Raw genomic sequence first — 20,574 nt, 5'->3', positions numbered from 1 at the left:
AGGAGTTTCTATGCTTATTTCGTCGTATCAGGAACGTTATGCACGCAGCACTGAAAAAATTCGCGTACTGCTGAATTTTCTCAAGGAGGAAACCTACAGCGATTTTCAAATCATAAAGCTGCTTTTTGATTTTAAATCTGACCGCCCTCTCTACCGGTTGTTGGAGAAGGTGGAGAAAATGGGGCTGATTCAGAAACACGTGCATGAATCCCGCGCGTCGAGAATATCCCTGTGGGGCATTACCGCCGACGGGCTGGCCGTTATCCTCACGGCGGACGACAACATAATGCCCGCCCGCTTTGAACCCTACCGCCTGACCGGCTGGTCACTCGACCATCACCTTGATAACCAGCTAGTGCGCCTTACGCTGGAGAAGAACGGCGCGACAGGGTGGATTAACGGCGACCGTTCAACGTTCCTCAGTCAGTACAGCGTCAAACACCGTCCCGACGGGCTTATCAGCCTGCCGGACGGCAGGCTGATCGCCGTTGAAACCGAACGACGTATCAAAACAAAGGCGCGCTATCAGTCCATCATGGCGAGCCACCTGCTGGCTATCAGCGATAAAAAATGGCGGTACGCGTTTTACGTCGCCCCGGACGAGGCGAAAAAGCGCGCCCTGAAGATTATTTTCGACAGCATCGCCAGCGTGATCGTGAAAAACCAGCATGTGCAACTGGAGGCAAAACACCGCGACGTCTTCCGCTTTTACACCCTCGATGAACTGAAAAACCTGGAGCTGGACAACTATGCGTAAAACCACCCTTCTGGTGCTGGCCGCCGCCCTCTGCGTGCCCGCGTTCGCCACCGCCGCGCCCGTCCTGACGGCGGGTTTTTCGCCGTCTGACGGGCGCCCTGCTCTTGAAATCGTGCTCGGCGCCATAAACAACGCCAGGCAGAGCATTGACGTCGCGGCCTACAGCTTCACCAGTAAGCCGGTCGCGACGGCGCTCGCCGGTGCTAACCGGCGCGGCGTGGCCGTGCGCGTGGTGGCCGACGAAAAGGCGAACAGCGACCGCTACACCGCCGTGACGTATCTGATAAACCAGGGCGTGCCGGTGCACCTTAACGGCCGTTACGCCATCATGCACAACAAGTTTATGGTGATCGACGGCAAAAACGTCCAGACCGGGTCGTTTAACTACACGGCAAGCGCCGTTTCACGCAACGCGGAAAACGTGCTGCTGATCGAGGATGCGCCGCAGCTGGCGGAGACGTACCAGCGAGAATTTAACCGCCTGTGGGATGAGGGCACCCCGCTGAATGCCCTGTACTGAATCAGCCCCGTCTGCGGACGGGGCTTTTTTTTTTACTCCACTTCCAGCCAGGCTTTGCGCCCTTCAAGATGCAGCGCTTTCAGCATGGCGATCACGTCTTCTGCTGAACGTCCGCCATAGTTGAGACGGGTCTGCTCCCCTTCAAACTCCACCACGATAATGGTGTCCAGCGTCACCGACAGCAGCTCGCGGAGATCACGTAGCGTCTGCCCTGTACTGCGTGAATGCATGCACTGGGTTATCCGGTTGGCCGCCTCCTGGCACAATCCCTCTACGGCCTCGCGATATGCCAGACGCTGATCGAGGTTGCCCTCGATGTCGCTGATCAGTTTAACCACCGCCGTTTTGACGGTTTTGATTTCAGGAAATTTCGTTTTTGGGGAGCCTGACTGCTCCAGCGGGGATACGCTGGTCGCCGGTGCAGCTTTAGGGGCGGTTGTCGGGGTGTGCAGGTTCATCGTCATGGTCGTTTCTCCGTCAGTGTGAATTTCGTCTTCGTATCGCCTGACGGTTCGGCCTGCCCGGAGTCGTTCTGGTCTGCAAGGGCGCGCAGCGTGCCATTTACCCTTGCTGACCAGGTTGTGACGGGGGACGATTACCGGAAGCTGATACGCAGGAGAAAGGCATCACAGGAGAAAATGACGATGTGCACACCCGGACTTACCGCCCCTTTAGCTGCGGCGGCGAAAGCCGTTACGTCATTTTTTACGTAAGACATCGCGCCGTTACGTATCCCAGATACGTAACGGCTGCCGCCTGAAAAAGGGTTCATTTTTTTTGAATCTGTCCTGTTTTTTTTCCCGTGCCGGCATCAGCTGCAGGACGTCCTGCAGCTGATGCCGGCCGCGTTACAGAATTATAAAAAACAGTGACTTATATAACTCCCTCCCTGATTCTCTCTCTTTCAAAAATTCTGAAGCCCTGCACCGCAGGGCTCCAGCTGTCAGCAGTCCATCAGCCAGCGGTGCGCTTTTGAGGCCGCTGCCGCCGCTTTAAAGATGTAGCGCTTGTCTCCCTTCAGGGCTTTCAGCCAGGACGCGATATAGCTTTCATGCTGCACCTCTCCCGTAATTCCCAAATCCGCCATCAGAAACGCGCTGCCCAGCTCGGCGATCAGTTCCTCAAACGCATACGCCTCAGAGCCAAACTTATTGCCTTTTTCACGATTGAGGCGGGACGCTGCCCCCGTCCAGTGAACCAGCTCATGCAGGCCGGTGGCGTAGAAGTTCGCCGCGTCCGCGAAGCGGAACCGCTCTGGCAGGACGATTTCATCGGTGGCCGGACGATAGAACGCCTTTACGCCCTGCTCGGTGATTTTTGCCCCGCTCCGGGTCATGAGTGCTTCCGCCTGCGGCAGCGGATCGAAACCGGCAACCGGCTGCGGCACGCTCTCGATGCTCAGGCCGTCGATTTGCTCCACGTTAAACACGGTAAAGGCTTTCAGCATCGGGATTTTTTCGATTTCCCCGTCCTCGTCCTCTTTCTCCAGCGTCTTGTAAAAGATGGCCGTCGTGCCGTGTTCACCTTTACGAACCTGGCCGCCCAGCTCCTGCGCCTGTTTGTAGGTCAGCCAGCGCTCGTCCTGAAAACCCTGTTTTGCCGCACTACACCACAGCAGCATGATATTAATTCCGCTGTATGCCGTGCCGGTGCTGAAGTTGGCCGGTAATCCCGCCGCTGCGCCGTTGCGAACCCACGGGCACACCCACGGTTTAACGCCGCTTTCCAGGGCTGCAATGATGCTGTCCGTTACGGTCTGGTAAAGGTCTGTTTTGACTGCGCCAGCACGGGCTTTGCTTTTGCCCCTGGAAAATTTCGTTTTTGAGGAGCCTGACTGCTCCAGCGGGGATACGCTGGTCGCCTGTGAAGCTTTAGGGGCGGTTGTCTGAGTGTGCAGGTTCATCGTCATGGCTGTTTCTCCGTCAGTGTGAATTTCGTCTTCGTATCGCCTGACGGTTCGGCCTGCCCGGAGTCGTTCTGGTCTGCAAGGGCGCGCAGCGTGCCATTTACCCTTGCTGACCAGGTTGTGACGGGGGACGATTACCGGAAGCTGATACGCAGGAGAAAGGCATCACAGGAGAAAATGACGATGTGCACACCCGGACTTACCGCCCCTTTAGCTGCACGGGTGAAATCGCCCTTCAGCGTCCGGAGGACAGGTAAAAAAAGCACTGACGACGTCAGTGCTGCCTTTGTGGTGTGCGGTGTTACACTGCCGCAGCCGGTCAGTTCGCCCTTCCTGAATCCGGGGGCGGTTTGTTTTCGGGGACGTTCTGACCGGCACTCCCCCATCACTTGCAGAAATTTCACCGCCCTTTATGTCGCGGTAGGGATACCCGTTACCGGATACCCCCCGCACAGATCCCGGCGTGCGCGATTTACGCACCGGGCTCCTGCCTCGGGTGTCTGGCGGTGAACCGCTCCACAGGCCATGGATGAAGAACCCGAACCCTTGGTAGCCATGCGGCTGCCAGTTTGTTTGCTTTCGTCCAGGTCGTATCATCCTTCTGGCTCCTGCGCCTGAGCGCCCGGCGCCAGAGGTTTGTTACGTGTGTCCTGAACTTCTGCATGGTGGGGAAGTTGCCCGGTACCGAGTGATAGTTCAGGTATCCCTGAACCACTCTCCTGAGCCATTTTCCCTGTTCGGGGATTGAGTAATGCCAGCGCCTTCGCAGACCGTCTTTGATGGCTTTCAGAGTTGCCGTCATCCGATCCCGGCGGGTCTTTCGTATCAGCATGAACCTGCCGTTGCGATCTTTCCCGCTGATGTGCGTGAACCCGAGGAAGTTGAACGTTTCTGGTTTGCCTTTTCCCCTGATGGCACGGTTTTCGACAGCGAAGCGGCCGAACTCCATCAGACGGGTTTTCTCCGGGTGAACCGTGAGTCCGAACTCCCTCAGTCTGCGCTGCATGGCTATACGGAAGCGCCGGGCATCGTATCGTTTGTCGAACCCGATGACGATGTCATCGGCGTATCTGACCATTACCACATTGCCTGTGGCATAGCGACGTCGCCACTGATGCGCCCACAGATCGAAGACGTAGTGGAGGTATATGTTTGCCAGCAGCGGTGAGATGACCGCACCCTGTGGGGTGCCTTCCTCCGTTGCTCGCCATTGACCCTCCTCCGACGTCCCGGCTGTGAGCCACTTACGTATGAGCCTGATTACCCTCCGGTCGCCGATCCGATGCTCTGTGAACCTGATCAGCCATTCGTGGCTCACCCTGTCGAAGAACTGACTGATGTCGGCATCCAGTACCCAGTTTACGTTAGTGCGTACCAGCCCTGTGGCCAGTGCGTCCAGTGCATCGTGCTGGCTTCGCCCGGGTCTGAACCCGTATGAGAACCCCATAAAGTCGTTTTCATAGACTGCGTTCAGGATTTTCACCAGCGCATACTGGACGATCTTGTCCTCCAGCGAGGCGATGCCGAGCGGGCGTTGTTTTCCATCCGCTTTTGGGATGTAGTGACGCCTGCCGGGCTGCGCCCTGTAGCTGCCCTGATGTAGCCTCCGGTGCAGATCTGTTATGTTGTTCTTCATGTTTCCGGCGTAGTCCATCCACCTGATGCCATCCACTCCCGCGGCCGCTTTCCTGCTCAGGGAGAGGAATGCGGCTTCCAGTGCTTCGACTGTCAGCAGGTGGAACAATGCTGTAAACCGTTCTTTCTTCCGCTGCTTCGCAGCTTCCCGCACGCGTGACAGCCTCTGTGACATGCTTTCCCGGCTCTGTGTCCGGCGCATGTGTGGCTGTTCCGCGTTCCCCTTGGCCCCGCTCCTTCGCTCCACTGACTCCGCTCCTTTCGGGTTGTTCGCCTGCTTCGCCGCTACTATGAGCGAGTCCGACTTCTCCTCTCCGTACATCACCGGCTATGACTCCTCGTCTTCCCGGTGCGGGCCATCTCCGACACTGGCAGATGGTCAGAGGGGAGATCTCCCGGTTCCCGCGTAGAGATCGTATTGACATGCCAGGGTCTCAGACCCCGCCGGATCCATGTGGCACTCGCAGTATCGCACCCTATGATGTTGCCTTCCGTTAACAGTACAACGTCGGCACCCGGTAATTTAATATACATTTCGTGGCTCAATGGCTGGCCTGTCAACACCCCTGTCAACGCTTCGCCCCATACCTCGCGGTATGCCACGCATGACTCGGGGACCTTGTGGATTGCTGGTCCTTCAATGGTCGGGGACTTTCACCCCTTGATCTCTACCGGTCTCCCGGCGCACACTGTATGTATATACAGTATAAAGAGGTAAATCTGATGCCACGACGCTATGAAATTGACGCTGCCTGGCGTGCGGCCATCACCCGCGAACAGGATGGCCGTCAGACCGTCACGACCGCAGCCTTTGTCCGGGAGCTTCACAAGTTCAACTGGCACTGGACGCCCCGCCAGGCTAACCAGTGGATAGAAACGTATGTGACGGTGTTCCGGGACGTCTCGCCCAATGAGGGAGAAAACCGGACGTTCCAGCTGTTTAATCCGAACGGAGGGCGCTGATATGGGGTTTCCGTCACCGGCAATGGATTACCAGGAAAGCCGCCTCTCGCTGGATAGCTACTGTAAAACCGGGCGTCCGGGCGTGTTCCTATTTCGTAGCGACTGCACCTCGTTCCGGGAGGGCATCAGGCCGGGTTCGCTGCTGATCGTGGATTTCGGCGCGCGGCCGGTTGACGGCACCCTGGTGCTCTGCGTGCTGGAAGATGAATTCAGGATCATGCGACTGCGTCTCCATCCGGCAAGATGTCTACAGGAGCTGGACAGGCCGGAGAACGTCCGCGCCCTGCCGGATAATGAGGATGAAGGTATCGAGATCAGGGGCGTGGTGACGCACATCGTTACCGATGCCAGAACGGGGGAGTTCGAGGATTTCCCTGTAATTTAGCAATACAATACAACGCAATTAACCGTACACATAAGGTACTCTTTATGTACTATTAATGTACATTTTAAGTGCGCATATTATTGTTTTTCGCCTTGCGCCTTCCCTTGAAACACAATTTATTTGCAGAAAAGTGTTTCGCTAAGAGAAACGCGTGGTATAATGTTTCCCGTTGAGAAACAGGAAATCAATAATGATAAAAAGTTTCAAGCACAAAGGGTTACAAAAGCTCTTTGAGAACGACGATCCGAGCGGAGTACAGGCAAAGGATGTGGAGAGAATAAAACTTCGCCTCCTGATGTTAGACGAAGCGACGACAACAGAAGATTTCCGCGCCTATCCGGGATTTAAATTTCACCCCCTGAAAGGCGATAAGAAGAATCTTTATGCGATCACCGTTCGGGCGAACTGGCGAATCACCTTTGAGTTTACAGATGGTGATGCCTACATACTGAATCTGGAGGACTACCACTAATGACGATGCTCAACCCACCACACCCAGGGGGATTGATTACCGAATACCTGGAGGATAACGAAATCAGCTTACGAGCCCTTGCCCGTAACCTCGATGTTTCCCCTTCTGCGCTGAGTAAAGTCTCGGCAGGTAAAGCGGCAATCAGTCCTGAAATGGCTCTTAAACTTGAGGCAGGTTTAGGAATCGCAGCTCGACTCTGGCTGGCAATGCAGGCGACCTATGACCTTAGCCGCGCCCGCAAGGAGATCGACCTCTCCCATGTGGTGCCTGTTACAGTCAAAAGTGACTTTGCCGTACATTGATACCGAATAAAAAAAGCCGCATAAGCGGCTTTTTTATTAGGTGGTTCTACACTTAGAACAGGTGCGGAGTGACCAGTAGCGCCAGCAAGATTAGGCACAGAACGATGGTCAGCACCTGAGTTATACGCGGCGCTTTTATGAAAGCAGTCAGCACTTCAGCCATAGACTTAATCCATATTGCAGGTTGCAAGAACTACCGGCTCACGTTGACGTAGAATCACCCCAGGGGTAACATTACTTCGCTATAGTAACGACAACGTGAACTTCGGTACATGTTTCGGGCAGCAGCAGCGACTGCGAATCGCTGACTGAGGCGAAAAAGAGAACCCTTCGGGGTTCTTTTTTTTGCCTTATCATCCCTCTGACAGCGTTTTAGAGCATCCGGAACGGAGAATCTGCGAAACCCTCCTTCCCTTCATCCCTACAACACCTACAGCAAAGCGATCATATCACAACTCAAAATCTACGGAGTAAGGTGGAGATGTAAAAGATGCGTATGAAATCAGCATTTAGTTTAGCTCTCTATCTTCACCCGGTCGGAACAGAGAGGATCTGCCCCATACGTCCTTACCCTAAAACGGGCTTTGTTGAATAAATCAGATTTCGGGTAAGTCTCCCCCGTAGCGGGTTGTGTTTTCAGGCAATACGCACGCTTTCAGGCATACCTGCTTTCGTCATTTTGTTCAGCGCTCGTACCAGGGCCATAGCCTCCGCAACCTGACCATCGTAGTCACGCAGCGTCAGTGAACCCCCGAACAGCTGTTTTACCCGGTACATCGCCGTTTCCGCTATCGAGCGACGGTTGTAATCTGTTGTCCATTTCCACCGCGCATTACTCCCGGTCATTCGCTGATTAGCCACTGCACGGTTACGGTCTGCATATTCACCGGGCCAGTAACCCGCACCTTTTCGGGGAGGGATAAGCGCGCTGATTTTCTTACGCCGCAGTTCATCGTGACAGAGCCGGGTGTCGTAAGCGCCGTCTGCCGATGCTGCCCTGATTTTTCTGTGAGTCTGCCGGATAAGACCCGGGAAGGCTTCTGAGTCCGTCACATTGTTCAGCGACTGGTCTGCACAGATGATTTCATGTGTGTTGCTGTCAACTGCCAGATGTAACTTTCGCCATATACGACGGCGTTCCTGGCCATGTTTTTTGACTTTCCATTCGCCTTCACCAAAGACCTTCAGCCCGGTGGAATCAATCACCAGATGCGCGATTTCACCCCGGGTGAACGTTTTGAAACTGACATTAACCGACTTTGCCCGCCTGCTGACACAGCTGTAATCCGGGCAGCGTAGCGGAACGTTCATCAGAGAAAAAATGGAATCAATAAAGCCCTGCGCAGCGCGCAGGGTCAGCCTGAATACGCGTTTAATGACCAGCACAGTCGTGATGGCAAGGTCAGAATAGCGCTGAGGTCTGCCTCGTGAAGAAGGTGTTGCTGACTCATACCAGGCCTGAATAGCTTCATCATCCAGCCAGAAAGTTATGGAGCCACGGTTGATGAGGGCTTGATTGTAGGTGGGCCAGTTGGTGATTTTGAACTTTTGCTTTGCCACGGAACGGTCTGCGTTGTCGGGAAGATGCGTGATCTGATCCTTCAACTCAGCAAAAGTTCGATTTATTCAACAAAGCCTACCTGAGACTAAATCGCCCTCCCAATGCCCCAGAGAGCGTCTGTTATCGATATTTCGGGAACGTTCGTGAATTGGTGTTCCGTTCACTATGTTAATCGTACCTCTTTCGCCTTTGCGGGTATGACGCCTGCCATGGCGAAGGCTATGCGACCGTCGCAGATGCTGTATATTCAGGTGGTGTAGCGCTTCACGGCTACGAAAGTACAGCGTTTTATAAATTGTCTCAGGTGATATTCGCAGCGTTTTTTGACGTGATTTTGTTCGCCTTAACCATCCTGATATTTGCTCTGGAGACCATTTCATCTCCAGCTTTTCCAGAACAAGCTTTCGCAATGGTAAATTTTGATCCAGTAAGCACGGTTTTGGCCTTTTCGCCATTCTGTTGGCTCGGTTATTAGCATCAACAGCTTTGTAATAGCGTCTGCCCCGATTACGCTGAACTTCACGTGAGATCGTCGAAGGACTGCGATTCAGCGCAGTAGCTATCGCACGAATGCTCATTTTGGCTGACAAACCAGCTCGTATCTCCTCGCGCTCAGACAGTGTCAGGTGAGCTACAGCCCGCTTACGCTCATGGGGTTTTATGCCGCCAGTATCCCTTAACATAGTGAAGATCGTTCCGGGTTTTGAACCCAGGATATTCGCTATTTCACTGAAGCCTGTTCCGTTCTTCCATAGTTCAAAAACAGAGGCTTTTTCCTCTGCTGTAAATGTTCGTCTCATTCAAAAAACCTCCGCAACCCCATGTTTTCACATAACTGTTGCGTTGACCAATTGAATCTACAGTAGCCTTTTTTAATATTTCATTTTCCATTTCAATACGTTGTAGCTTTTTCCTGAGCTCACGGATTTCAATTTGTTCCGGGGTAATGGGGGAGGCTTTTGGTGTTTTGCCCTGCCGTTCATCACGTAATTGTTTCACCCATCGCGTCATTGTGGAAAGGCCGACATCCATAGCGCTGGCTGCATCTGCCACGGTGTAGTTCTGGTCAACGACCAGTTGAGCGGATTCGCGTTTAAACTCTGCGCTGAAATTTCTTTTTTTCATTATGGCACCTGTGTTGTTCTGAGGTGAGCATATCACCTCTGTTCAGGTGGCCAAATTCAGTAAACCACTTCAATTGGATACCAATTCCTGTACGAGGGCGATGAGCTTAAATGCTATGAACATGGTCTTCTCATCGAAAGCGTAGAATAATACGACTCCCTTCCAACCGGCTACGTTGGCCGGTTTTTTCACTTATCCACATTATCCACTGGATAGATCCAATAATCAGGTCCATACAGATCCCAATTAGATCCATATAGATCCCTGATCGTCGTAGGCCGCGTCCCGTCTGGCTTAGAAGCCTTTCGCGATGTGTGCTGGAGGGAAAACGATGTGCGCTGGAGGGAAAAAAATGTGTGCTGACGGGTTGCTAATGTGTGCTGGCGGGATATAGGATGTGTGCTGACGGGAAAGCCAGGGTAGTTATCATCACTGATAAAAACTATCCACATAATTCGGAAAAAGCAATATGAATCAATCTTTTATATCCGATATTCTTTACGCAGACATTGAAAGTAAGGCAAAAGAACTAACAGTTAATTCAAACAACACTGTGCAGCCTGTAGCGTTGATGCGTTTGGGGGTATTCGTGCCGAAGCCATCAAAGAGCAAAGGAGAAAGTAAAGAGATTGATGCCACCAAAGCGTTTTCCCAGCTGGAGATAGCTAAAGCCGAGGGTTACGATGATATTAAAATCACCGGTCCTCGACTCGATATGGATACTGATTTCAAAACGTGGATCGGTGTCATCTACGCGTTCAGCAAATACGGCTTGTCCTCAAACACCATCCAGTTATCGTTTCAGGAATTCGCTAAAGCCTGTGGTTTCCCCTCAAAACGTCTGGATGCGAAACTGCGTTTAACCATTCATGAATCACTTGGACGCTTGCGTAACAAGGGTATCGCTTTTAAGCGCGGAAAAGATGCTAAAGGCGGCTATCAGACTGGTCTGCTGAAGGTCGGGCGTTTTGATGCTGACCTTGATCTGATAGAACTGGAGGCTGATTCGAAGCTGTGGGAGCTGTTCCAGCTTGATTATCGCGTTCTGTTGCAACACCACGCCTTGCGTGCCCTTCCGAAGAAAGAAGCTGCACAAGCCATTTACACTTTCATCGAAAGCCTTCCGCAGAACCCGTTGCCGCTATCGTTCGCGCGAATCCGTGAGCGCCTGGCTTTGCAGTCAGCTGTTGGCGAGCAAAACCGTATCATTAAGAAAGCGATAGAACAGCTTAAAACAATCGGCTATCTCGACTGTTCAATTGAGAAGAAAGGCCGGGAAAGTTTTGTAATCGTCCATTCTCGCAATCCAAAGCTGAAACTTCCCGAATAAGTGTGTGCTGGAGGGCAGCTGCATTTGAAAAATGTGCGCTGCCGGGAATGCCTGCCCATTTTCCTGTTTTTGGTGTGCGCTGGAGGGTTGCGCCACGCAGTTTGCCCAGACATTCCCTCCAGCACACATCTAACCATCCAAGTTTCCCTCCAGCGCACATCTAATCTTCTATCTTTCCCTCCAGCACACATATTTGATACCAGCGATCCCTCCACAGCACATAATTCAATGCGACTTCCCTCTATCGCACATTCTGGTCCTGCATCATCCCTCCAGCACACATCTAATAACCTCATCGCCATTTCTTTACGTGCAATAATTGGCGCACGAATCAAAAAAAGTTGCACGTAGCAGAATCAAACGTACAATTCACTCATACTAAATGATAAGGAGATGATGATGAAACGCGATTACGGCGGTGTCGGCACCATAGCTCTTCGTGCAAGCGCATTACTTAAGGCCATGAGTCAGGATATTGAAGATCAGCGTAAAGAGTTCAATCAGACCGAGTATTATCAGACGTTCACTCGTAACGCTGTGGCAAAGTTGCCGAAGCTGAGCCGCCGCATTGTGGAGCAGGCCATCAAAGAGATGGAAGATGATGGGTACCAGTTCAACAAGAAACAGGTCGGTAACGTTGAACAGTACGCGCTGACCATCCAGAACGTCATTGATATCTATGCCCACCGTAAGATCCCCAAATATCGCGACATTCACAAATCGCCTTACGTTATTTTTGTCGTAAACCTGAAGGGTGGCGTATCCAAAACGGTTTCCACAGTAACGTTGGCGCACGCTCTGCGTGTGCATCAGGATTTACTGCGTCACGATCTGCGCATTCTGGTAATTGACCTTGACCCTCAGGCATCCAGCACAATGTTCCTCGACCATACTCACAGTATTGGTTCCATCCTGGAAACCGCCGCGCAGGCGATGCTGAACGACCTGGACGCGGAGACGCTACGCAAAGAGGTGATTCGTCCGACCATCGTTCCTGGCGTAGACGTGATTCCAGCCTCTATCGACGATGGCTTTGTTGCCAGCCAATGGAAAGAGCTGGTTGAAGAGCATCTTCCCGGACAAAATCAGTACGAAATCCTTCGACGCAATATCATTGATCGTGTTGCGGATGATTATGACTTTATCTTTATTGATACCGGTCCACACCTGGATCCGTTCCTGCTCAACGGTCTGGCGGCCAGCGATTTGCTGCTTACCCCTACCCCACCAGCCCAGGTTGACTTCCACTCAACACTGAAATATCTCACCCGTCTGCCAGAAATGCTGGAGCAACTGGAGGAGGAAGGCGTAGAACCGCGTTTGAGCGCCAGCATTGGTTTTATGTCGAAGATGACCGGCAAGCGCGATCACGAGACATCACACAGCCTTGCGCGTGAGGTTTACGCCAGCAACATTCTGGACTCTTCTCTGCCTCGTCTGGATGGCTTTGAGCGATGCGGCGAGTCTTTCGACACCGTAATCAGTGCCAACCCGCAATCGTATCCAGGCAGTGCAGAGGCGCTGAAGAAGGCACGAACCGAGGCCGAGCGTTTCACTAAGGCTGTGTTTGATCGAATTGAGTTTGTTAGGGGTGAGGCGGCATGAAAAAAATAGTTTCCCGTGGACGAGTGCTGGGCAAGAATAGCTCCGAGTTTGCTCGCATGCTTGAAGGCAGTGAAGGCACCAAAACCTTTACCCTAAAATCTGGTCGCCAGGCTAAATTTTTGCTTACCGTTGTGCTGAGTGGTGAGATTGAGTCGCGCACGTTCGTTGACCCGGCAGTTAACGGCCGCGATCAGTCTCTGCTCACCCCTGAGTCGGTAAGCGATATTTCCCGCACCATTAAATTGCAACAGTTCTTCCCGGCTATCGGTCGTATGGTTGGGGAGCGCATTGAGGTATTGGACGGATCACGTCGCCGCGCTGCGTGTATCTTCAATGAAACGAAATTTGAGATTCTGGTGACGAAAGATGAGATCAGCCTGGCGGATGCCCGCCAGCTGGCCATTGATATCCAGACAGCCCGCGAACACACTCTGCGCGAGCTGGGTAAACGCTTCGAGGTTATGTACGGCAAGAATATGACCAAAGAAGAGATCGCCCGAGCTGAGAACATCTCAAAGGCTAAAGTGACGCGAGCTTTCCAGGCTGCGGCGGTGCCGGATGAGATGATTGCTGTCTTCCCTGTTGCCAGCGATCTCGCCCTGCCTGATTACCAGTTGCTGCTCCAGATCTCCGAAGATGCTAACGCCAAAAACGTACCGATTGGAGATCTGGTTGATACGGTGCGCGAGCGAATTGCAGAGACTGAGGGCGCGAAAGAGGATAAAGCGAAGATACTGGCTATCTTCAAAGCGGAAAGCAAAAGCCTGAAGCCCGCGCCGGTTAAATCTGTGGTGGTTGAGAAGCTGCGAGACTTCTCTGACCGTCGCCAATATGCTCGAAAGAAGTCCGATCCGAAAAAACGGGTTGTCGCCTACGAGTTCTCCAGACTCCCGTCTGAAGTGCAAACTGAAATTGACGAAGCAATAAAAAAAATCATTGGGAAAATGTCTGCTGGGGAATAATCCCGCTGGTGGGAGGTGGTGTTAGCCCCTCCCCTTCCTAAAATGTCCCGCACCGATTTCATTGCTAACCTTGTGATTTGCATGTGTTTTTTAGGGGGGTTTCAGACTGAAATTCCCACAATTTAACGCCTGCATTCACCGTCCACTTCCCCGCACAAAAAATTTAAAAAATTACTTTTCGCGAGAAAGTCAACAAGTGACTTTCAATAAAATCTCTTCCGAAAAGGGATTCACACAAGTGCCTTGTGTTTAAGGAAGAGTAACTTGAGTAACTTACGCGAATACCAGAATCGTATTGCAGATATCGCAAAACGCTCTAAAGCCGTTCTTGGCTGGGCAAGTACAGCACAGTTCGGTACTGATAACCAATTCATCAAAGATGATGCCGCGCGTGCCGCATCTATCCTTGAAGCTGCACGTAAAGACCCAATTTTTGCGGGTATCTCTGATAATGCCACCGCTCAAATTGCTACCGCGTGGGCAAGTGCACTGGCTGACTACGCCGCAGCACATAAATCTATGCCGCGTCCGGAAATTCTGGCCTCCTGCCACCAGACGCTGGAAAACTGCCTGATTGAGTCCACCCGCAATAGCATGGATGCCACTAATAAAGCGATGCTGGAATCCGTCGCAGCAGAGATGATGAGCGTTTCTGACGGTGTTATGCGTCTGCCTTTATTCCTCGCGATGATCCTGCCTGTTCAGTTGGGGGCAGCTACCGCTGATGCGTGTACCTTCATTCCGGTTACGCGTGACCAGTCCGACATCTATGAAGTCTTTAACGTGGCAGGTTCCTCTTTTGGTTCTTATGCTGCTGGTGATGTTCTGGACATGCAATCCGTCGGTGTGTACAGCCAGTTACGCCGCCGCTATGTGCTGGTGGCAAGCTCCGATGGCACCAGCAAAACCGCAACCTTCAAGATGGAAGACTTCGAAGGCCAGAATGTACCAATCCGAAAAGGTCGCACTAACATCTACGTTAACCGTATTAAGTCTGTTGTTGATAACGGTTCCGGCAGCCTACTTCACTCGTTTACTAATGCTGCTGGTGAGCAAATCACTGTTACCTGCTCTCTGAACTACAACATTGGTCAGATTGCCCTGTCGTTCTCCAAAGCGCCGGATAAAGGCACTGAGATCGCAATTGAGACGGAAATCAATATTGAAGCCGCTCCTGAGCTGATCCCGCTGATCAACCACGAAATGAAGAAATACACCCTGTTCCCAAGTCAGTTCGTTATCGCGGCTGAGCACACGGTATAGGCGGCGTATGAAGCACAGCGTGAATTTGGTCTGGACCTGGGTTCCCTACAGTTCCGCACCCTGAAGGAATACCTGTCTCATGAACAGGATATGCTGCGTCTTCGCATCATGATCTGGCGCACTCTTGCGACCGACACCTTTGACATCGCTCTGCCGGTTAACCAGTCCTTTGATGTATGGGCAACCATCATTCGTGGAAAATTCCAGACTGTATATCGCGACATTATTGAGCGCGTTAAATCTTCTGGTGCGATGGGGATGTTTGCTGGTGCTGATGCAGCATCTTTCTTCAAACAGTTGCCGAAGGATTTCTTCCAGCCAGCCGAAGACTATATCCAGACTCCGTATGTTCACTACATCGGTACCCTGTTCGGTAACGTAAAAGTGTACGAAGTACCTGCTGGTATTTGTAAGAACTTAACGACAGAGAACATTCAGTTCAGCTCGATGGATGTGCTGTGCTACGTCCGTGATGAAAATCCGGGTAAAGCAGGCTTCGTGACTGGTGATGCTGTCCCGGCTATCCCGTTCCAGCATCCGACCACTCCGGCGCTGGTCAACCGTACCACACTGTGGGGTTCGGCTATCAACGATATGCACCCACGCAACGGCGCTGATTACTTCACTCGTGTAACGCTGACAATGGCCAAAAAAGGCGGGCTTAACTTTATAAGCGGCGACACGATTGATGCCGGTGACTCTGAGTAATCAGGGGAAGTTCTCCGTTTAACATAGCGCCCCCGTGCGGGGCGCATAACAGGGAAAGTTATGTCTCAATATTCAATTCAACAGTCATTAGGTAATGCATCCGGCGTCGCGGTTAGCCCGATCAATGCCGATGCGACGTTATCTACCGGTGTTGCATTAAATAGCAGCTTGTGGGCTGGTATTGGCGTATTTGCGCGTGGCAAGCCGTTTACTGTTCTTGCGGTTACTGAGTCCAATTACGAAGATGTTCTCGGCGAACCGCTGAAGCCGTCTTCCGGCTCACAGTTCGAACCAATTCGCCATGTGTACGAAGCTATTCAGCAAACGTCTGGTTATGTTGTCCGTGCTGTTCCGGATGATGCGAAGTTCCCGATTATTATGTTCGATGAATCAGGCGAACCGGCTTACACTGCGTTGCCATATGGTTCTGAAATTGAACTTGATAGCGGCGAAGCCTTTGCTATCTACGTTGATGATGGTGATCCGTGTATTTCACCTACCCGTGAGTTAACCATCGAAACGGCAACAGCGGACAGCGCGGGTAATGAACGCTTCCTCTTAAAACTAACCCAGACGACTTCGCTCGGTGTGGTAACGACCCTGGAGACACACACTGTGTCTTTGGTGGAAGAAGCGAAAGATGACATGGGCCGCTTGTGTTATCTGCCTACGGCTCTGGAAGCCCGTTCTAAATATCTGCGCGCGGTTGTTAATGAAGATCTGATTTCTACAGCGAAAGTAACAAACAAAAAATCGTTGGCGTTCACTGGTGGTACCAACGGTGATCAGTCGAAAATCTCAACCGCTGCGTACCTGCGTGCGGTGAAAGTGCTGAACAATGCGCCGTACATGTACACCGCTGTTCTTGGCTTGGGCTGCTATGACAATGCGGCTATCACCGCATTAGGTAAAATCTGTGCAGATCGCCTGATTGATGGCTTCTTTGATGTCAAACCGACATTGACGTACACGGAAGCGATCTCTGCTGTTGAAGATACCGGTTTACTTGGTACCGATTATGTAAGCTGTGCTGTCTATCACTTCCCGTTCTCCTGCAAAGACAAATGGACCCAATCCCGTGTGGTCTTCGGTCTGTCTGGCGCGGCGTATGCGGCGAAAGCTCGTGGCGTCAAGAAAAACTCTGATGTCGGCGGTTGGCATTACTCACCGGCTGGTGAAGAACGTGCCGTCATTGCTCGTGCGTCAATTCAACCGCTGTATCCGGAAGATACCCCGGACGAAGAAGCAATGGTCAAGGGCCGTCTCAATAAAGTATCTGTTGGCACCTCTGGCCAGATGATCATCGACGATGCTTTAACTTGCTGCACGCAGGATAACTATCTGCACTTCCAGCACGTCCCATCCCTGATGAATGCAATCAGCCGTTTCTTTGTCCAGTTAGCCCGACAGATGAAGCATAGCCCGGACGGTATTACTGCGGCTGGCCTGACTAAAGGGATGACCAAACTTTTAGATCGCTTTGTCGCCTCCGGCGCTCTGGTGGCTCCTCGTGATCCTGATGCTGACGGTACAGAACCGTATGTGCTGAAAGTTACGCAGGCGGAATTCGATAAATGGGAAGTAGTCTGGGCCTGCTGCCCGACTGGCGTAGCCCGTCGTATCCATGGCGTACCGCTGCTTATTAAGTAAGGGAATACAATGAGCAAAAACTTTTTTCAATCCGGGGCATTTTTGGGGAATGGACTGTCCCGTTCCGCTTTGAACGCTGATCCGGTGCAGTTGATGGAATCTGCCCGTGTAAGTGCCCAACCGCCAACCGAACCGGTGATTAATAATAATCCGGAACCGGCGGCACAGATTAACGAGAACGTTCAATCTGACCCGGCACCTGAGCAAATCCTGGAAGGAAAAGAAGGTAAAGAATGGACCGTCGAACAGGCGCACAAGATGATTCTGGAAGCTGCAAATCGAAGTGCTATGCAGAATGCGTTGAGTAATGCGGCCGATGCCGTTTTCGCCTGGGCTGATAGCGGTGATCTGACTTTCGACTCCCTTGATGGTTTCGTTCAGGCTATCGCTGGTATCTCTGACGACGACGATACCGAAGTTACAGAAGAACAGGACGATGCCTATAACGAAGCATGGGCAAATGTTGCTGACTTCCTCGCAGCATGCGGTGTAGATGATGACCTGATCGAAGCATTGACCGACGATGAAGACGACGACGCAGCTGCTGATGTTGGTTCCGCTATCGCTGGTTTGGATAGCGACGACCGCGACGAACTGGAAGCGGCGTTTGTTGTTGCTGGCACTTCTGATGAAATGCTGACTGAAGCATTTAAGAAGGTTGTTCGTAACGGTGAGATCAAGCTCATCCGTAAACGTCTGCGTAAAAAACGTCTGACTGCGGCTCAAAAATCGGCGCTGAAAAAAGCGCGTCGTAAAGCCCAGACCGGCGCGGCAAAACTGGCCCGCAAAAAGTCAATGAAACTGCGCCGTAAGCGCCTCGGCTAAAGGAGGAGGCCGGAGAACTCCGGCCTTTAACTTGAATGGCACCTATACCTTTTGGGGTTTACAGCCAGGCTGACGGTGTATCGCCATTTCTGAAAGTTACTTTAACGAACTCTCAGTACCAGGTTACCGGATATATCAGCCAGGGGGCGGCAATGAATCTGGCCCAGAATTGGGAAGCGCCGTTTACCGGTATGTCTATGGGTTCTGTTGCTGGTGCCTTCAGTGGTTTTGCGCAGGTTGGTACTGAAACAACGTCAGTTGCCCGTTGGAACAGCTTAATGGTTTGGGAAGGGGGGACACCGCCGACTTTCACGCTGCCAGTAACTTTCATTGCTTTGTTTAACCCATATACGGAAGTTTCAGGTGCTATCGCCGCGTTGTCAGCAATGATTAGCCCGGAACTTAAAGACGCTAGTATTGGTGGTCGAATCCCGGAGCGTGTGACGCTAAACATTGGTCGCCGGATCAACATCATTGATGTCGCTATCCAGGACCTTAGTTTCGATCTCGATGCCCCCAGGGATAGTAATGGGCATTTCCTGAAAAACACCGTCAACCTCCAGTTGACCGGTTCTTCGATATATAACAGCTCCGATATTGTTCGGGCGTTCCAGTAAAAGGATTTTATATGGGGCACAATAACACTAAGGGAAACCGTAAATTTATTAAGGGCCGCTATACTGCCAACGCGGCCAAAGGCGAACGACTGGTATCTTCTGAATTCCAGCTCACTTTTGCAGGCCATGAAGATATCAGCGTACCGGTTCGCACATCGCAAATTCCTGAAATGACCCGCGAGGATGTGGAGGACTATGGTCCGAATGGTGTGAAGTTCAACCAGCACGGTCCAATTCGAAACTCTGGGGAAATCCAGGTCCAGTGCGTGGAGACTATCGAAGGCGATATTCTTCAGTTCATTAAGGATCGCATTGCAGAGAAAGACTATGTTGATATCACGATGGCTGCTACCCCTGAATCCAAATCTTCCGGGGTTAACGCTGTGACAAAAGCTGCTACAACAATTGAAATGTTGGACTGCAAAATCTACAGTGATGCAATCGACTTTAGTACCGAAGATGTGACTGCTGCTGTGCGCCCGTCACTTCGTATCGTCTACAACTGGATTGATTGGGATTAAGAGTCATCCCTTGTATTTTAAAGCTCCTTCGGGAGCTTTTTTATTTGGAGAGGAAAGGGTGCATTGAGGATACCTGACACACGAAGAGTGGCGGGGATCTCTCCCCGCCAGGTCTCTTACCTTTCAGATTCGTAGGCTGTGAAGACAGTGACCTCCGTCTGGCCGGTTCGGATTCGTACCTCGCAGAGGTCTTTCCTCGTTACCAGTGCCGTCACTATGACGGTTAAACAGATGACGATCAGAGCGATTAATATCGCTTTTTGCTGCTTCATAGCCTGCTTCTCCTTGACCTTTTGGTCGGTAAGAGGCTAATCTACGTATGCTAAGCATAGATATTGCCTCAGATTAATGTTAAGCGTCTTGCAGGACGCGTAATGTTATCTGGGGCTTTCTTCTATCTGCTTGTCGGGTAATGCCTGAAGCAGATAGCCTCAAGCACCCGCAGCGATTGTATCAATGTCTGGCTTTTTTTCTATAGAAATCACCTGGAAGGGTGAATATCCACACCAGAAGAAATGTTGCAGCAAACATGATCCGTGACTGCCCCCCGCCCTGTCGGGCGAGGCTTCCCACTTCTTAAGCCGCAACCGTCTGTGTGACGGATTTACGCTGGCCTCCATGGGCAGAAACGACGAGCCCCGCCGCTTGTAATTCCAGTATGCCCTTGCGTTTGATGTTGAGCGCCGCATTGATATCGCGGTCATGTTCAACTCCACACTCTGGACACTGCCAGATGCGCTTATGTAATGGCATCTCCGACATTTTGTGACCGCAGCAGTGGCAGGTTTTCGAACTGGCGAACCATTGATCCAGTTTCACCAGATGCACACCTTTCTCTGTTGCTTTGTATTCCAGTTTTGTGATGAATCCAGACCATCCAGCATCGCCTATCGCACGAGCCAGATGGTGATTTTTCATCATATTTGCCGTTTTCAATGTCTCGACAATTACCGCTTGGTTTTCGTCAACAATTGCGCGAGATAACTTGTGCTGGAAATCGGCACGGGCACTGGCTACCCGTTCGTGAACGGCTGCAAGTTGTATTCTGGCTTTGCGCCTGTTTGCGCTCCCTTTTTTCTTACGGGACAGTGCTTTCTGCTTCCGGCGCAGGTTGCGACTTGCATTGATTAGGTGGCGGGGACTGGCAATTTTATTGCCGTCCGATTTGATGACAAAATGCGCCAGCCCCATATCCAGCCCTGTCACATTTGATATCAATGCGGGCTTTGCCGGCGCTTCCATCCCATCGTCACAGAGTAACGACGCGTAGTATTTCCCGGTTGCGCTGCGGCTCAACGTGATACTTTTCAGCATTCCCGTAATTTCACGATGTAAACGCGCTTCAATCGGCAGGTAATGACTCCAACTTATTGATAGTGTTTTATGTTCAGATAATGCCCGATGACTTTGTCATGCAGCTCCACCGATTTTGAGAACGACAGCGACTTCCGTCCCAGCCGTGCCAGG

Annotated in this window: 19 protein-coding genes and 4 pseudogenes; 14 read left to right on the top strand and 9 right to left on the bottom strand. The window is 51.8% G+C overall.

The genetic code is table 11. The annotated features are described in order from the left end of the window. Positions 1-10 precede the first annotated feature (10 nt). Together mobC and FHC52_RS20585 are read left to right on the top strand one after the other, a co-directional pair. Positions 11-757 carry a MobC family replication-relaxation protein gene (gene mobC / locus FHC52_RS20590; RefSeq protein ID WP_001776118.1) on the top strand — a complete coding sequence of 249 codons (747 nt, stop codon included), beginning with the start codon at positions 11-13 and terminating at the stop codon, positions 755-757. Then, on the top strand, positions 750-1,277 hold the full coding sequence (locus FHC52_RS20585; RefSeq protein ID WP_001776119.1) for a phospholipase D family protein: 528 nt from the start codon (positions 750-752) through the stop codon (positions 1,275-1,277). Before mobC ends, FHC52_RS20585 begins: the two co-directional genes overlap by 8 nt. A gap of 32 nt (positions 1,278-1,309) precedes the next feature. On the opposite strand, the gene FHC52_RS20580 is transcribed toward FHC52_RS20585, so the two are convergent. The 3 genes from FHC52_RS20580 to ltrA all read right to left on the bottom strand — a co-directional run bounded on the left by FHC52_RS20580 (position 1,310) and on the right by ltrA (position 5,143). Further along, positions 1,310-1,741, bottom strand: coding sequence for a hypothetical protein (locus tag FHC52_RS20580; RefSeq protein WP_001776120.1), 432 nt, complete (start codon positions 1,739-1,741; stop codon positions 1,310-1,312). 479 nt (positions 1,742-2,220) lie between these two features. After that, the gene (locus FHC52_RS20575; protein ID WP_001776122.1) at positions 2,221-3,186 is read right to left on the bottom strand and encodes an ArdC family protein; all 966 of its coding nucleotides are present in this window, start codon (positions 3,184-3,186) and stop codon (positions 2,221-2,223) included. A 469-nt stretch (positions 3,187-3,655) separates the two neighbouring features. Further along, positions 3,656-5,143 carry a group II intron reverse transcriptase/maturase gene (gene ltrA, locus FHC52_RS20570; protein WP_024191381.1) on the bottom strand — a complete coding sequence of 496 codons (1,488 nt, stop codon included), beginning with the start codon at positions 5,141-5,143 and terminating at the stop codon, positions 3,656-3,658. A 398-nt stretch (positions 5,144-5,541) separates the two neighbouring features. Here ltrA and FHC52_RS20565 point away from each other — a divergent pair, with 398 nt between their 5' ends. From FHC52_RS20565 to FHC52_RS20550, 4 genes are all read left to right on the top strand, one after another. Further along, positions 5,542-5,781 (top strand): hypothetical protein, encoded by a 240-nt coding sequence (locus FHC52_RS20565; protein WP_017694266.1) that lies wholly within the window; start codon positions 5,542-5,544, stop codon positions 5,779-5,781. A gap of 1 nt (position 5,782) precedes the next feature. Then, on the top strand, positions 5,783-6,166 hold the full coding sequence (locus FHC52_RS20560) for a S24 family peptidase (protein WP_023338071.1): 384 nt from the start codon (positions 5,783-5,785) through the stop codon (positions 6,164-6,166). A 190-nt stretch (positions 6,167-6,356) separates the two neighbouring features. Beyond that, a complete protein-coding gene (locus FHC52_RS20555) occupies positions 6,357-6,638 on the top strand; it encodes a type II toxin-antitoxin system RelE/ParE family toxin (protein WP_021312774.1) in 282 nt (93 codons plus the stop codon). Beyond that, a complete protein-coding gene (locus FHC52_RS20550; RefSeq protein ID WP_001698908.1) occupies positions 6,638-6,940 on the top strand; it encodes a HigA family addiction module antitoxin in 303 nt (100 codons plus the stop codon). Before FHC52_RS20555 ends, FHC52_RS20550 begins: the two co-directional genes overlap by 1 nt. A 636-nt stretch (positions 6,941-7,576) precedes the next feature. Here FHC52_RS20550 and FHC52_RS20545 read toward each other — a convergent pair. From FHC52_RS20545 to FHC52_RS20535, 3 genes and pseudogenes are all read right to left on the bottom strand, one after another. Beyond that, entirely contained in the window at positions 7,577-8,545 is a 969-nt protein-coding gene (locus FHC52_RS20545) for an IS5-like element IS903B family transposase (RefSeq protein ID WP_220420240.1), read from the bottom strand. A 33-nt stretch (positions 8,546-8,578) separates the two neighbouring features. Next, positions 8,579-9,301: pseudogene (locus FHC52_RS20540) on the bottom strand (IS30-like element IS30 family transposase); the annotation flags it as partial. A 67-nt stretch (positions 9,302-9,368) separates the two neighbouring features. Next, positions 9,369-9,626: pseudogene (locus tag FHC52_RS20535) on the bottom strand (transposase); the annotation flags it as partial. Between the two features lie 469 nt (positions 9,627-10,095). Between FHC52_RS20535 and repA the strand changes: the two are divergent. The 8 genes and pseudogenes from repA to FHC52_RS20495 all read left to right on the top strand — a co-directional run bounded on the left by repA (position 10,096) and on the right by FHC52_RS20495 (position 19,107). Further along, positions 10,096-10,956: a replication protein RepA gene (repA, locus tag FHC52_RS20530; RefSeq protein ID WP_001076427.1), complete on the top strand. Its 861-nt coding sequence runs from the start codon at positions 10,096-10,098 to the stop codon at positions 10,954-10,956. A 399-nt stretch (positions 10,957-11,355) separates the two neighbouring features. Beyond that, positions 11,356-12,561, top strand: coding sequence for an AAA family ATPase (locus FHC52_RS20525; protein ID WP_000817632.1), 1,206 nt, complete (start codon positions 11,356-11,358; stop codon positions 12,559-12,561). Next, on the top strand, positions 12,558-13,523 hold the full coding sequence (locus FHC52_RS20520) for a ParB family protein (RefSeq protein ID WP_023338075.1): 966 nt from the start codon (positions 12,558-12,560) through the stop codon (positions 13,521-13,523). Before FHC52_RS20525 ends, FHC52_RS20520 begins: the two co-directional genes overlap by 4 nt. A 264-nt stretch (positions 13,524-13,787) precedes the next feature. Further along, positions 13,788-15,494, top strand: a pseudogene (locus tag FHC52_RS20515) (hypothetical protein). A gap of 60 nt (positions 15,495-15,554) precedes the next feature. Continuing rightward, positions 15,555-17,144 carry a hypothetical protein gene (locus FHC52_RS20510; protein WP_023338078.1) on the top strand — a complete coding sequence of 530 codons (1,590 nt, stop codon included), beginning with the start codon at positions 15,555-15,557 and terminating at the stop codon, positions 17,142-17,144. 9 nt (positions 17,145-17,153) lie between these two features. Further along, positions 17,154-17,969, top strand: a complete 816-nt coding sequence (locus FHC52_RS20505) for a hypothetical protein (RefSeq protein ID WP_045358007.1) — start codon at positions 17,154-17,156, stop codon at positions 17,967-17,969. 197 nt (positions 17,970-18,166) lie between these two features. Continuing rightward, positions 18,167-18,586: a hypothetical protein gene (locus FHC52_RS20500; RefSeq protein WP_306173224.1), complete on the top strand. Its 420-nt coding sequence runs from the start codon at positions 18,167-18,169 to the stop codon at positions 18,584-18,586. Between the two features lie 11 nt (positions 18,587-18,597). Continuing rightward, positions 18,598-19,107, top strand: coding sequence for a hypothetical protein (locus FHC52_RS20495; RefSeq protein WP_023338081.1), 510 nt, complete (start codon positions 18,598-18,600; stop codon positions 19,105-19,107). Positions 19,108-19,223: 116 nt separating this feature from the next. Here FHC52_RS20495 and hokD read toward each other — a convergent pair whose 3' ends face one another. From hokD to FHC52_RS20480, 3 genes and pseudogenes are all read right to left on the bottom strand, one after another. Next, positions 19,224-19,379, bottom strand: coding sequence for a type I toxin-antitoxin system toxin HokD (gene hokD, locus FHC52_RS20490; RefSeq protein ID WP_001352007.1), 156 nt, complete (start codon positions 19,377-19,379; stop codon positions 19,224-19,226). A 304-nt stretch (positions 19,380-19,683) separates the two neighbouring features. Beyond that, positions 19,684-20,460, bottom strand: a pseudogene (locus FHC52_RS20485) (RNA-guided endonuclease InsQ/TnpB family protein); the annotation flags it as partial. Between the two features lie 14 nt (positions 20,461-20,474). Continuing rightward, positions 20,475-20,574: IS1 family transposase (locus tag FHC52_RS20480; RefSeq protein WP_000641146.1), on the bottom strand; the 100-nt coding region annotated here is incomplete at its 5' end.

The sequence above is a fragment of the Enterobacter sp. EC_64 genome, from assembly GCF_019584165.1.
In the GTDB taxonomy this organism is placed as follows: Bacteria; Pseudomonadota; Gammaproteobacteria; order Enterobacterales; family Enterobacteriaceae; genus Enterobacter; species Enterobacter roggenkampii.
Note: the sequence above shows the minus strand (reverse complement) of the source record. Positions and strands in the feature narration are given on the sequence as shown.

Bases quoted from the DNA above. Each gene is read 5' to 3' on its own strand.
- FHC52_RS20520 (WP_023338075.1), top strand. From the start codon at position 12,558: ATGAAAAAAATAGTTTCCCGTGGACGAGTGCTGGGCAAGAATAGCTCC.
- FHC52_RS20580 (WP_001776120.1), bottom strand. From the start codon at position 1,741: ATGACGATGAACCTGCACACCCCGACAACCGCCCCTAAAGCTGCACCG.
- FHC52_RS20585 (WP_001776119.1), top strand. From the start codon at position 750: ATGCGTAAAACCACCCTTCTGGTGCTGGCCGCCGCCCTCTGCGTGCCC.
- FHC52_RS20550 (WP_001698908.1), top strand. From the start codon at position 6,638: ATGACGATGCTCAACCCACCACACCCAGGGGGATTGATTACCGAATAC.
- FHC52_RS20565 (WP_017694266.1), top strand. From the start codon at position 5,542: ATGCCACGACGCTATGAAATTGACGCTGCCTGGCGTGCGGCCATCACC.
- mobC (WP_001776118.1), top strand. From the start codon at position 11: ATGCTTATTTCGTCGTATCAGGAACGTTATGCACGCAGCACTGAAAAA.
- FHC52_RS20510 (WP_023338078.1), top strand. From the start codon at position 15,555: ATGTCTCAATATTCAATTCAACAGTCATTAGGTAATGCATCCGGCGTC.
- repA (WP_001076427.1), top strand. From the start codon at position 10,096: ATGAATCAATCTTTTATATCCGATATTCTTTACGCAGACATTGAAAGT.
- FHC52_RS20525 (WP_000817632.1), top strand. From the start codon at position 11,356: ATGAAACGCGATTACGGCGGTGTCGGCACCATAGCTCTTCGTGCAAGC.
- FHC52_RS20560 (WP_023338071.1), top strand. From the start codon at position 5,783: ATGGGGTTTCCGTCACCGGCAATGGATTACCAGGAAAGCCGCCTCTCG.
- FHC52_RS20555 (WP_021312774.1), top strand. From the start codon at position 6,357: ATGATAAAAAGTTTCAAGCACAAAGGGTTACAAAAGCTCTTTGAGAAC.
- FHC52_RS20495 (WP_023338081.1), top strand. From the start codon at position 18,598: ATGGGGCACAATAACACTAAGGGAAACCGTAAATTTATTAAGGGCCGC.
- FHC52_RS20505 (WP_045358007.1), top strand. From the start codon at position 17,154: ATGAGCAAAAACTTTTTTCAATCCGGGGCATTTTTGGGGAATGGACTG.
- hokD (WP_001352007.1), bottom strand. From the start codon at position 19,379: ATGAAGCAGCAAAAAGCGATATTAATCGCTCTGATCGTCATCTGTTTA.
- FHC52_RS20500 (WP_306173224.1), top strand. From the start codon at position 18,167: ATGGGTTCTGTTGCTGGTGCCTTCAGTGGTTTTGCGCAGGTTGGTACT.
- FHC52_RS20575 (WP_001776122.1), bottom strand. From the start codon at position 3,186: ATGACGATGAACCTGCACACTCAGACAACCGCCCCTAAAGCTTCACAG.